A 12,381-nucleotide genomic window follows, 5' to 3' on the forward strand; every position below is an offset into this window, starting at 1 on the left:
CATGGCAATCAAGCCCGAAGGGCTTCGCCAGATTGATGCTTCCACTCTATTAGGCCGAATTGAGAGCGCTCGCGGTGCCAACGCGGCGCGGGAGCAACCCATTTCGCAGGGTGCTGGGGCAACAGGCCAGAATGAGTTTGATAGTCACGCGACTATAAATTCTTCCAACATATCGACCGTTCATGAGCAGATGGCGCGGCTTAAAGAGCGTGACAAGGCGCTCTCTCTTGTACGAAACGCACCAAAAGGTGACGATCAGGCTGACTTTTTTGTGCCTGGCTTATTTGATGTTGGCGGACGCGATAATCGTTCAATTATGGACGTAGCGCCATTTCGCCTTTCAAAGCGCGATAAGCGTGCAGGGGAGGTTATCCGCCATGAATTGCCAGACGGCTATGTTGAAGTGAAATCTGGTCCCGACGGAATGGCGTCCGTATGGGATTACGACATCGTTTTGATGACGATTTCTCATCTCACCGAAGCCGTGAACCGCTGGCGCGACTGTAAGGGTGAAAAGCCGTCCCGCACCTTCACGCCGCACGTTTCCGACATTCTGAAATTTGCCAGAAGGGGCGACGGGAGCCGTCAGGTCGAGGAACTGGAGGCCGCATTGGATCGCCTTAAAGGGACGACCATCAAAACCGTTCGTGACCGTCAAACCAGTGACGGAAAAACTATGCGGGAGGTTGAAGCCGAAGGACTTATCAGCAGCTATCGGGTTGTGTCCCGGACGGACACTAAAAAGCTTAGTATCGTTGAGATCGAAGCTCCGAAGTGGATCTATCGCGAGATTGTAGAGGGTAAAAGCCCAGACGTGCTAACCGTTCACCCCGATTATTTTCTGATAGATCCGGGCATAGGCCGGTTCTTATACAGGTTGGCTCGGCGGGCCGCAGGAAGGCGAAATGCTAAGTGGTCGTTCCGCACGCTCTATGCGCGCAGTGGCAGCACCGGTAAGTTTAAGGATTTTTCTCGTCATCTCCGAAAGGTGATAGCTGCCAATGATTTACCTGAGTATCTCCTTCGTGAGGAGCCGGGGAAAAGCGGACCACAGGTCGTAATGATTTATCGTGAAATGTCCGACATCCAGCCGCCAAGCAGGAACGAGGGTGGTTAATAGACGGAAGATAACTGCGATTGATGTTCAGGTAGAGTTGATGACGGTCCTTCGGGGCCGTTTTGCATTTGGAAAAGATTATCAGTTTAAGTGGAGAGCGGTCTGTGGATAGTCCGTCTATTAACCACCCTTTCTCCGTCTATTAACCACCGAAACCCGTCTATTAGCCACCCGATGCCGTCTATTAACCACCGGCCTCTCTCGTAACTAATTGTATATAAATGGTAATTAGGCGATTTTTTCGCCTAAATCTTTTAAAACTAATTAAAACTTATATTCTTAAAACCCGTTTGCGTGTGGATAAGTCGTAAGCGCTAGACGCCGCATGGTTACCGGTTTATTCGGCCGCAACCTTTTTATGCGGTCTTATGTGACCGTGTTATTGTCGATAGATCCATCGTGGCACTGCCTCTTCAAGAGAGTACGAATGTTCGAAAAAAAGCATAAGCGCCAGCGCCAACATCTTCTTTGCGTGATTATGAGCGCGCTCTGTGCTGCATCTATAAGTATCAAATCGGTCATAGCCGAGCCGATAGACATGACGGCGGAAAAGCTTTTGGATATTTGTTCTTCATCCACTGTGCAGATTGCAGGGACAAAGGGTGACGTGCTTGGCTGGCAGAAGATGACAGATGCCGAAGGAGACGAATTACGTAGCACTTTAGGGAATCCAAGCTCGACTGAAGTTGTGGGCTGGCGCCGCAGCGGAACCAGCCGCCCTGAGTTCCTCTGGTTTGCAACCCATGCAGCTCATGTCATGACTTGCTGGTATACAAAGCCGGACGCTACAGGCTTACTCGACAGTTTATCTGAACACCTGGGTTCCCCTGATGAACTCGATAGAAACGATGCTAGAAATAGCATCACAGCGTTATGGTTGCGAAACCAGCTCGAATATTCATTCGTCCAGTTCCGATCCTCGGCAATTGTCACGATCGGCTCACAACGCTAAGCGATGAGCTGCGAGCCGAGGCGAAGGCCTTTCGTGAAGAAATCAGCTATGTTGGCAGGGGAGCGGCAAGCTCAGCGTTTGGGCGGTGACGTCGTGGAGATGACGATATTCCTTAGTTGAAGCAAATAAGTTGGCACCAAAGGAAAAGCTGGTGAGGCGGATCAGGACGACGACAGCGCTTGAGCAGGCTTTCGAGCGGAACGACAACAGCGAAGCATTGAGGCTTCTCAGTGAAGGATATCCAATCGTCTACAGGGAGCCAGAAACGCCCATAGGGCATGTTATCCAGCGCTACCCGGACGGGAGACGCGAGCTGGTGAGCTACGAAAACGGCGAGCCGGTTGTAGTGGCCGAGCTATCGCCCGTTTCCCCGGAGCTTAAGCCCGCGAAATACGATCCCAGAGACCTGATAAGCTGCGACGACGATTAAAGCGCCTGAGAGCCACGTAGAGCCGTTTTTATGGATAGGGCGATGGTGTTGGGTAAAGTGAGGCAGAAAAGCAGCCTAAGAGCCGTACAGGCGCGAATTTGGCCCGTCTATTACCCACCATCACATTCAAGGCTGACACAGCGGCTTAATCGAAAGCCCACACGGCTGTTTTATCGCGCAGATACAGTGTGTTGTCGGGTACAGGCACGACACCGCCAGACCGCGCCACAGTTGGCGTGAGGCGGTGGGTAATAGACGGTGTCGCTAATTTCAGGCACAAAAAACCCCGCGCGTGGCGGGGTGTTTGTTCATTGAATATCTTATTCTGCTTCATTTCTGCGACGGTAAGCGGCGTGCATTTTCTCCGCCATTTGCGCATGAGCTGCGGTAGCTCTTTTGCTTCCGATAAGTGGAGCGCGTGTTAGAGTTGACGCACCACTAAGAAGCGACATTCCTATCCCAAAGCGAAAGGCGTTGATCTTGTGTTCGTTGGCTTCGAGATAGGCGTTTACCCTGTCGAGTTGGGGACCATATCCAGCTTTCACCAAGATGTAACGCAGGCCGAATACACCGAAAGCGACTGCGGTGCTGACTGCGACAAAGATTGAAAATTTTATAATTGGTTCCATGGTCTGTCTCCTAAGTCGTTAGATGCACGGCTCGATGGCCGTATTGCTTATTTCTCTGGTGCCGGTTGTGCAGGACGAATGACGTTGCTGTTTTCGCTTGCTGGGTCATTGCCGGTTTCTTCCTGCCGAGGGGTGTCCTCAAAGCCGCCAGATGGCGCGGATGAAATGCTTCCGAGCGAAGACGCGCTTTCCATACCTGGAACGCTTAGAGCGACCATAGAACCAGCGGTTTTCATCGCAGCTCCAGCCAGCTTTCGTCCTTTCTCGCCGGTTTGACCGGATGTATTCGGAGCATTGGAGGAGGAGCCGCTTGAACGTGCCGGACTGCCAGCGCCTCCGGTCATAGTCGAGGCTGGACTTGTGTCGGCATCGCTCTGAGGGCGCTGCGGAGCATTACCGGCAAGACTGGAGCCAAGACTTTTGGCTAGGCTGCCAATACCGCCACCGGCCGAACTTGCGGCACCGCCTGCGAGCGCGCCTGCCCCTACGGCGAGGCCAGCAGCACCGGCTGCACCCGCCATTGCAAGCCCGCCGATTGCAGAACCGCCGCCTAGTGATGTTCCGTTTATCATTCCAGCGATCAATTCCGGTATCGTCTTTGTCAGATAAGCGCAGATGATCGCCAGTCCCGCAATTGTCAGGGAGGATGCGGAATCCTTCGTGTAGGCCTCGACCCATGCGTCGGCGCTGGCCGAGATCACAGAAACTATCAGCGTCAGAACAAACAGCTTTGCACCAACAGAGACGATGTATTTAAGCGGTGAAGTAGCAAACTCACGTGTCCAGGATGAGCCGCCGAAACCCATCAGAAAAACGCCTGCACAGATAATGATGTAGGATTCAACGAGCGTTACAAACATGAATGCCGCTATGAACGTGAAGCACAGGAGCACGATCACGGACATGAAGGAGTTGAAAACGGCCGTACCCGGAGACAGGGTGAAAATGCCATCAGCCACGGTATTGGACAACGTTACAGCGATTGCCAGCACGTCGCCGGGATAGAGCATTTTGCCCATCCCTCCCGCACGCCCTGCCGCTTCTCGGAAGCTATCGACCATCAGCCCGCCCCAACTTGGAAGGTACGTTATCATCATGGAGAAAAACGATGTGACCATGATTAAACGTAGAAGGTCGGCGATAACGCTCCCAAGCTCCAGATTGCTATCAAGCGCCTTCAATCCAAACGTCCAGACTAGCTGGATGAGAGCAAGACTGAAAAGCAAATAGGTGGCATACTTGCCAAGTTCTCCAGTCCAGCTATTCGCCGTCTCGTGTAAGAGGTTGAGGAGCGAACTCGCTTCGGCGCTAGGGTCGGCCAGTCCAATACCTTCTGCCGCAAAAGCGCCCGTGCTCAAAATCAGAAGTAACGGCAGCGTGAGAAAAATCCAAAAGGTGTTCTTCTTCATATTTAAAACCCTCGTTTAGGGCTGCGAATAGGCTCGCGTGAAAAAAATTTCTGGTCTGCTTTGGTGTCATTCACCGAAGCGTCACAGGTTCCGAAGCTCGCGCCAGAAACGGTCGCAATCGCTCCACCCAAAAGTGCCGAGATGAGGCACAGGAACAAAAGAAAAATCTTTGAAATACTCATAGTCAAAAGCCTACTTTTTTACTGCGTACAGGCTTCCTTTCAAAATACTGCTCGTCAGCTGCCCCCTTGGCCGCCTCCTTTTCAGTTGTCGCCGCGAGGTAGTTGCTTTGCAGCGTAATTTGCGTTGCGGTTAGGTCTCGCAGCTTCTGGAGCTGTTGGACGTTCTGCGCTGCAATTTCGTTGCCTGCCTGAATGGCTTGTAGACGTCCGGTGGCGTTCTGCGATTGCTGCACAACGCGATTGAGTGCCCGATCTTCCTGCTCAAACGCACCCACGTTCATTCCTGCTGCTCGTATGGCAGACGTCGCATTGTCGAAGCCCTGTTCGGACCATTTGCGCTGGCGTTCGCTGATGTTGCCGCCGTCAAACTCACCGGCCGATTTCAGATAGGTGTCGTAATCCTTGAATTGTTCACGGAAGCGCTTGTCCAAATCGCTGATGTCGCGACCTAATGTTTTTGTGTTGGTGTAAACATCTGCTACGCGTCGAAGGTCGCCGGTGAGGGACTGATAAAGGCTTTCAGGCAGGGCAATGCCTTGCTTAATCATATCGTCGTACTGGCGCATTTGCGTTTGCAGTTGCTGCGCGGTGTTCAGCGCTGTCTCAACATCTTTCGCGTATTGCAGCGCCTGCTGCATGGTCGTTGAGCAGTTGGTGCAATAGACCGTGAATGCCTTCGCTTCCGGGGTGTAAAAAGCAGCAACCGGAATGAGAGTGGCAGTCAGCGAAACAGAGAATGCAGCGCCTGCTAAAAATCGAAGTGATGTTTTCATTTTGTTCTCCTGCGTATTGGGCCTGTCACTTGAGGCCGGGTCATAGTGTTTTGGATTTTTCCTGACGCACGCGGCTCAGGTAAGTGCTCAGCTTGGCGGGCGTCATCTGGACGCCCCGTTTTGCGAGAATCTCGGTGATGGCTTTCAGTGGAAATCCCTTCGCCTGCAAGGATGATATTTCATCCTGTAACTCACGAATGACGTCCATCTGGCTCATCCATTGTGGGCCGGGTGTTGCATCCGCCGCTTCCCTGAGTTGGACTCTCAAACCCTCGATCACTTTGTTAGTGATACGCGGGGATATGCTCATATAAACTCACTCCTTGTAGATATGAATGTTATCAAAACTCATGAAATAATCTTACAGGATTGAATATAAAAATCGAATTGAGTGGCGTAAAGTTATGTAAATCCATATATTGGATTGTGCAATCCAATGTAATTTTCTTATTTCACAATATTAATTTCGATATTATTTGCGATTAAATGCAATAATGCGCGATTTGATGCGATAATATGCGACGATGCGCGAATAAATGCGATTTAACGGTTTTTCTGTACTAAGAATGGAAAGTGAGTTGCGCATCGCGTAAAATCGCACGCAGAACGATGGCAAGATATGTATTGTACCGGTACAGGCTGCGCCTATCCCTGTCCAATACCGTACCTTACTCGCCTGCGGCTCGACGGAATCTTGCTCTGCGAGGCTGGCAGTCGCTACCGCGACAATGAGAAATCTGACAATTTGGAGGCTCTATGAAGAACGCTGCTGATCATGAAAGCACGCCTGTTGAAGCTAGAGGTGGCCGCCCGCGTAACCGGCGTATTGAGGTTTGGTTGACACCAAAAGAGGAAGCGGAATTAGCGGAGCGAGCCAACACAACCGGTCTTTCACGCTCGGCATATCTTCGCAATGTTGGACTTAATCACCCGATACGATCAGTAGTCGATTTAAAGGCCGTAGCAGACTTGGCAAAAGTGAATGGAGATTTGGGCCGCGTCGCAGGCCTGCTCAAACTCTGGTTGGCTGAGAAGCGCGGGCAGGGCGCAAGGCCGATAGAAGTTGAAACGATGATGCAGGATTTCCGGAAGTTGCAATATCAGGTTCACGAGATTATGGGTAGAGTCGTGCATAATCGATGATGTCCAGATTAGGGGTCAAAATTTTTGATCGCACAAGTTTTAGTGCAGCATTCATAGTTAGCCCGCAACCTCTGAAATATCAGTTGTCAGTCTACTGAATTTGTATTCAAATCTCAGTGGGATTGGGGGTGATTCTTGAGTGTTTACGCAGTTAAACCAGAAAGGTTTCTTGAGGATCTTGGGTCTGGAACAGCCGTCGATGTCGCATCCCACTTATATTGTGCGGGATTCGATGGCGCAAAATGGCGCTGTGATAAATTTGCCTTCCACCTAGCTGAGTGGTTACCCGACTACGCCCTCAGAGAGGATGAGTTGGCTGTGCATCACGGAAATTCGCTACTGAAACACAATCAAGCAGCGATCCGAGTCTACACCAGCAGTAAGTATGAAAATCGCGGTGAGGTAGGTGAGATCGCCCTTCACGCTATCTGTCGCGATTTTTTCGAGACTGTCCCTATCAGTCCAAGGGTATTTTATAAATCGGCATCAAATGACGTAATCAAAGCCTTTGACATGGTCCATGCCAGATTCCCTGAAAACGGTGAATTGGAAATATGGCTCGGCGAGTCGAAAATTTATCAGAAAGGTGCAAGAGCGATAGCTGATGCTATCGGTTCTGTCCGGAAACACATAGAGGCGGGGTTTCTTGAGAACGAAAAAATACTCTTAGGCCCCCAGATTCCGAAGAGCACACCTAATTATGAGAAGCTTTCGCAGCTTTTCAAAAAAAACGCCAAACTCGATGATTTCCTTTCTGCAGCCGTATTCCCCATTGGGATAATGTGCGAAAGCCCTGCGGCCGCCATCGCTACAAAAGCAGATGCGGTGTATTTAGCTGCTGCTAAAGCCGAGCTTGATGCGCTTTCATCCGCAGTAGCTAAGTCGGACCTTATTAAAAAAATAAGGCTTGAAATCATCTACATTCCCGTACCCAAAAAATCCGATATTATAAAAGCTTTCGACAAAAGACTGAAAGGATTGCAATGAGCCTTTCTGAGATAGACTGGAAAAATGTTGAGCAGTTGGAGGGGGCAGCTTTAAAAAGCAAAGTATTCTCTATCATACAGGAAGCATCGTGCGCAATTCAATCGTTAGCGACTGATGATCCTTCGTTGCTCGCTGTTGTCCCGCGAGTTGCGAAACTGATAGACGAGCACGCCGACCTAAAGGGTTTCCGGGAAATACATAGCAGTCTCGCGAGGGCTGTTGGACTGTGGAATTATATTGATACGGAAGCTGCTGATCAACGCGATCGATATATCGCAGCCTCTGCGAACGTTGAACAGCTAGGAATATCACTTCATAAAGAGCAGATCGTTGCTCTCAACAGTTTATTGAATGGGCATAACCTTATACTCAGCGCACCGACCAGTTTCGGGAAGAGTGTCCTGATAGACGCGCTTATCCTGAGTGGAAAGTACCGTCGACTTGCTATTGTTTTACCAACTATAGCCTTACTCGATGAGTTCCGAAGGCGGCTGAGCTCCAGATTTAGAGCCGATTATGATATTATTATGCATCAAGCAGAGGTTCCCAAACGCGATCGTGTAATATTCCTTGGGACGCAGGAACGACTAATTAACCGAAGCGACCTTGGGCGATTGGACTTGGTAGTTGTCGATGAATTCTACAAACTAGATCCATCACGTCGAGATGACAGAAGTATTACGTTAAACGCAGCCGTTTATAGGTTGTTGAGCTACGCTGAGCAATTTTTCTTCCTTGGACCAAACATTGATAATGTGGTGATGTCATCAGATAAGAGATGGAGTTTTGAGTTTTTGCAAACTCGCTTCTCCACAGTAGCTGTTGATACATTCGATCTGCGAAAGGTTGCAGACAAAAAGCAGCGGTTGATAGAAGAGGCCTTTTCTGCCTCTAATTGGCCTGCTTTGGTTTTTGTATCTTCTCCCGACCATGCGAATTCGCTGGCCACCCATCTTGCGGAATGCAAAAAAAACGTGGGTTCTGGTGAAGTCCTTTCCCAATGGATGGTTGAGAATTACGGTGACCGCTGGTCATTGTGTGCTGCCGTTGCAGCTGGGATAGGGGTCCATCATGGACGCGTTCCAAAAGCGTTGGCTTCGAAATTCATTAAACTATTTAATGATGGTGACTTACCAATATTGCTGTGCACCTCTACCCTTATTGAGGGAGTGAATACAGCGGCTAGATCTGTCCTTATTTTCGATAAGACAATCAATGGACGCGGATATGATTTTTTCACTTTTTCGAACATTAAAGGGAGAGCAGGGCGCCTAGGTCAGCATCATGTGGGGCAAGTTTATCTTTTTCATACCCCCCCTGGCTTCGAAGATGTAGACGTAGAGTCACCATTGTTCGGGGACTGGGAAGAGGCGCCCGATGAATACGTAGTGCATATTGAGGATAGCGACAGCACGCCGACTATAGATACTAGGATCGAAGATTTATCTACACGATCAGGACTGGATGTTGCGGATTTGAGGCGCTTTTCAGGAATTGGTATCGAAACACTCATCGAAGTGCGAACAATGGTAGCCAATCGATTGGCGAGAGGGATTCATCTAGATTGGAACAATTGGCCTGATTATGATCAAATTGAGGCTGTCTGTGAGGTGGTGACGCATATCCGTTCTGCCCAAAAAATGGGTGCGGCCAGCTACAAGCAACTGGCGCTTTACATCAGCGAGCTGCGTTCTCAACCAACATTAAAATCCTTTTTTCACTGGCACAATGAGAACTATCGAGGAGACCCCGAAAAGCTGGATAATATCTTCAAGTTCCTGCGCGCAGCTGAATACAATCTTCCGGAATATTTTGCTGTTGTCGAACTCATGGTGAAACTTGCCGGATACAAAGTTTCTTACGCGTTATTCCTTGCTCAGATGCCAAGATGGTTTAGGCAAGACCCTTTGAAGATGCTTGAAGAACAGGGCGTCCCTATCCAAATCTCAGAGCGTTTCATTAACGCGACAGACACCTTGTCTTCGTTGTCAGCACGATTGGTGAGTTTGGCTAAGCAAGCTGATCGCCGCATGTCTGCTTTCGAACGGCAGTGGGTGTTGGAGGCTCTGCCGGACTCCCCATAACTAAATAGGATTTCCGTCTAATTAGTGACATTTTATTCCATGGTACTGTAAAGGGTATAGATGACGATGTATTCAACTAACGTACTGAATTATTTTGGTATTTTCTCAATTTGAATAATTGAGTGGGAATAATTTGGCGTCTGGTAAAGACCAGCACCAAAGAGCATCATATATCATCTAAGCCCGTGTAATTGCGGGCTTTTTTGTTTTTTGGTGCTGCATTGTCTGGTACTGTTTAGCACGTCCAAGAAGAAATTTTTCATGGCATGAATAATGGTACTTCGCAGCCCGATGCCATGCTATCAGCAAAATACCATGACGGCCAAATCCCCGGCATCATGGTATTTTCAGAGCGTTGAAAGGCCGTGTCGTGCTGACCGATACCAAGCTGCGCAACCAGAAACCGCAAGCCACGCTCTACAAAGTGAATGACCGCGACGGGCTATATGTTGCCGCACCTCCTGCGGATTCAATCTCTTTTCGCTACAACTACGCTATCCACGGACGGTAGGAGACGGTCACTTTCGGGCGCTATGGCGCGAGCGGTATCACGCTTGCCGAGGCGAGAGAGCGTCTGAACGAAGCGAAGAAACTCATCGCGGCCAGCAAATCTCCGGCCACAGAGAAGGCGCGAGATAAAGCACGTTTGCGTGGATCTGAGAGCTTTGCGGAATGGGCCGAGAAATGGCTATCCAGTAAGCTCTGTCTGCGCGGCAATACCGTTCCATGACCGGGAGTCATGGCACACTATGAAGCTCGAGGAACGTGTCACGCTCGTTGCGACGGACGAGGGTCAGCTTTGTTTCATCCAAGGTCCAGCTTGGGGTTACCCTCCAGCGATAGCTTTGGCCAAGGTCTCGCTCGATAAGTGTCTGTCCGGTGAAAGCGTCCCAGACATAGAGCCGAGCTGAAAAACCAAGGCTCGCGTAATCGAAAAGGGCGACGCGATTGCCTGATGGGGAGACCGACACACCACTTCTCAGAATATCGTTACGCCTATTTTCGAACAGGGTCGCCACCGGGTTTCCTTCGGCGTCGAGCAGTGAAACGGTATCATCGCGCTGAACAACCAGGACCCGAGCGCCGCCTGCTACAGATAACTGCACCCAAGGATCGCCGAACTTGGGGTATGTGTCGCCCGGGAAATAGATGAGATCGTCGTCGGTCTTTTGCCGTCCTTCCAGGATGGAGCCGTCGTTGACGGAGACGATCGCGGCTGTGTAGCCACCCTCGAAACATGCTGCGTCGATGCAGATGATTATAGCACGCTGGCTGTCCTCCGAGAAAATGACGTTCCAGTAGTCACCGAGAACGCGAACCGGGTGGCGAGCCAATTCTTCTCCACTTTCGAGATCCAGGTGTACCACGGCCGGATGCCATTCATTGTTGCTATAGCCATGTCCAAAAATGCTAACCACTCCATCACCGTCGGGAGCCGATATTGCCGCCTTTCCCTGAGGGCGGAAATCAACGATCCGTATGACCCGTTCGCAGCCGGAAATACCGAAGAGACGGTCTAGTGGCTGGCAGCTCTGGAACAGCATGAACACGCCGTATCCCGCCGCAGCCGTCACGGCAAATATGGCTAGTAAAAATGGAAGAACTCGATTCATCGGCGACAATCCTATGCTCGCCAGTTGCATTTTTCCTAAATGGTCATACTGCAAACTCAGGGCAACACAATTAGCCTGACATATGTAGGACGCCAGCGCGACGCCATTCCTTGGCTGCGTTTCGCTTTTGCCCCTGTCAGCACGTGTCGCCCATGGAAGTGGACAATGGCGGGATGGTGATCTGAAAGCGGCAAGGCGTGTAAAACGCCCGCCTTCATTGCCGCGATACACAAAGTGAGGCGATTGAGTTCCGCACTGACTGCTTTAGCATAAGCACACGCTGAAGCATCAATGCGGCACGCTTAACGTTGCTCCCACTCACGCCGCAGGATCGCGTACTGCAATGTGTTTTCGTAAACTGGATTTCCGGCGCTGTCGTTTTGGAACGTCACATAGTCAAGGAACAACCCCTCTTCCCGCATGCCAAGCTTCTTGCAGAGCCGCCGGGACGAGGCGTTGTGGTCCTCCACATACGCGTAGATGCGCCTCATATTTTGGTGAAAGAATAAATCGGCGCAGAGAGCTTCGGCCACCTCGAAAGCATAGCCCTTGCCACTGAAGAGTGGGTTGAAGTTCCAACCGACTGAAGCTGTGTCCGGTTGCTGAGGGCTTTCCGTGTCGTCCGGCCACACGGGATCAGGATGTACGAAAAGGTCGCCTATGAGTTTACCTGTTTCCTTAAGGCACACAGCAAGGTATTCATCTTCGTCCGCGCGCTTTAGAACCTCAGCTTCAGCTGCCTTCATATCTGCGAGCCTGAGCGAAAAGAAACAGCTTGCAGATGGCTTTTGCAAGTAAGCAAACAAAGCCTCCGCATCATCTGCGCGAAAATTCCTGATAGTCAGGCGGTCGGTTTGGATCGTTTTCAACTGAGCAGCTTCCTAAAATCAGACTTCAGAAAAGGTATGCAACGCATCGCGGCCTCTATGGCATGCTCGAGATGACCACTTTATGGCGGAGGTCATCAGCGCCTGATTACTAGCCGATGCAAGTGAATGCTGGCAGAATATGCATGGACGATCTGCACATTCATCCGCAAGGCCAGCGCCCTATCCGGGATCG

General features: G+C 50.4%; 12 protein-coding genes and 1 pseudogene. 7 read left to right on the top strand and 6 right to left on the bottom strand.

What is annotated here, in order from left to right; genetic code table 11:
• Position 1 precedes the first annotated feature (1 nt).
• From AAIB41_RS11455 to AAIB41_RS11465, 3 genes are all read left to right on the top strand, one after another.
• The gene (locus AAIB41_RS11455; protein ID WP_343315424.1) at positions 2–1,117 is read left to right on the top strand and encodes a replication initiator protein A; all 1,116 of its coding nucleotides are present in this window, start codon (positions 2–4) and stop codon (positions 1,115–1,117) included.
• Between the two features lie 427 nt (positions 1,118–1,544).
• Complete coding sequence (locus AAIB41_RS11460; RefSeq protein ID WP_343315425.1) at positions 1,545–2,069, top strand: hypothetical protein; 525 nt, start codon at positions 1,545–1,547, stop codon at positions 2,067–2,069.
• 130 nt (positions 2,070–2,199) lie between these two features.
• Positions 2,200–2,499 carry a hypothetical protein gene (locus AAIB41_RS11465; RefSeq protein WP_343315426.1) on the top strand — a complete coding sequence of 100 codons (300 nt, stop codon included), beginning with the start codon at positions 2,200–2,202 and terminating at the stop codon, positions 2,497–2,499.
• 320 nt (positions 2,500–2,819) lie between these two features.
• Here the strand turns inward: AAIB41_RS11465 and AAIB41_RS11470 are convergent, their stop codons facing one another.
• The 4 genes from AAIB41_RS11470 to AAIB41_RS11485 all read right to left on the bottom strand — a co-directional run bounded on the left by AAIB41_RS11470 (position 2,820) and on the right by AAIB41_RS11485 (position 5,802).
• Positions 2,820–3,128, bottom strand: coding sequence for a hypothetical protein (locus AAIB41_RS11470; RefSeq protein ID WP_343315427.1), 309 nt, complete (start codon positions 3,126–3,128; stop codon positions 2,820–2,822).
• A 47-nt stretch (positions 3,129–3,175) separates the two neighbouring features.
• Positions 3,176–4,537: a P-type conjugative transfer protein TrbL gene (gene trbL / locus AAIB41_RS11475; RefSeq protein WP_343315428.1), complete on the bottom strand. Its 1,362-nt coding sequence runs from the start codon at positions 4,535–4,537 to the stop codon at positions 3,176–3,178.
• Between the two features lie 184 nt (positions 4,538–4,721).
• Entirely contained in the window at positions 4,722–5,492 is a 771-nt protein-coding gene (gene trbJ / locus AAIB41_RS11480) for a P-type conjugative transfer protein TrbJ (protein WP_343315429.1), read from the bottom strand.
• Between the two features lie 40 nt (positions 5,493–5,532).
• Positions 5,533–5,802 (bottom strand): hypothetical protein, encoded by a 270-nt coding sequence (locus AAIB41_RS11485; protein ID WP_182521366.1) that lies wholly within the window; start codon positions 5,800–5,802, stop codon positions 5,533–5,535.
• A 446-nt stretch (positions 5,803–6,248) separates the two neighbouring features.
• On the opposite strand from AAIB41_RS11485, the gene AAIB41_RS11490 reads away from it, so the two are divergent.
• The 4 genes and pseudogenes from AAIB41_RS11490 to AAIB41_RS11505 all read left to right on the top strand — a co-directional run.
• A complete protein-coding gene (locus tag AAIB41_RS11490; RefSeq protein ID WP_343315430.1) occupies positions 6,249–6,635 on the top strand; it encodes a CopG family transcriptional regulator in 387 nt (128 codons plus the stop codon).
• Between the two features lie 135 nt (positions 6,636–6,770).
• Positions 6,771–7,622 (top strand): DUF1837 domain-containing protein, encoded by an 852-nt coding sequence (locus tag AAIB41_RS11495; RefSeq protein ID WP_343315431.1) that lies wholly within the window; start codon positions 6,771–6,773, stop codon positions 7,620–7,622.
• Entirely contained in the window at positions 7,619–9,706 is a 2,088-nt protein-coding gene (locus AAIB41_RS11500) for a DEAD/DEAH box helicase (protein WP_343315432.1), read from the top strand. The genes AAIB41_RS11495 and AAIB41_RS11500 overlap by 4 nt, the downstream gene beginning before the upstream one ends.
• A 370-nt stretch (positions 9,707–10,076) precedes the next feature.
• A pseudogene (locus AAIB41_RS11505) lies at positions 10,077–10,394 on the top strand (Arm DNA-binding domain-containing protein); the annotation flags it as partial.
• Positions 10,395–10,443: 49 nt separating this feature from the next.
• Here AAIB41_RS11505 and AAIB41_RS11510 read toward each other — a convergent pair.
• Together AAIB41_RS11510 and AAIB41_RS11515 are read right to left on the bottom strand one after the other, a co-directional pair.
• On the bottom strand, positions 10,444–11,319 hold the full coding sequence (locus AAIB41_RS11510; RefSeq protein WP_343315433.1) for a hypothetical protein: 876 nt from the start codon (positions 11,317–11,319) through the stop codon (positions 10,444–10,446).
• 302 nt (positions 11,320–11,621) lie between these two features.
• On the bottom strand, positions 11,622–12,188 hold the full coding sequence (locus AAIB41_RS11515) for a GNAT family protein (RefSeq protein ID WP_343315434.1): 567 nt from the start codon (positions 12,186–12,188) through the stop codon (positions 11,622–11,624).
• Positions 12,189–12,381 lie beyond the last annotated feature (193 nt).

Source organism: Brucella sp. BE17, assembly GCF_039545455.1.
In the GTDB taxonomy this organism is placed as follows: Bacteria; Pseudomonadota; Alphaproteobacteria; order Rhizobiales; family Rhizobiaceae; genus Brucella.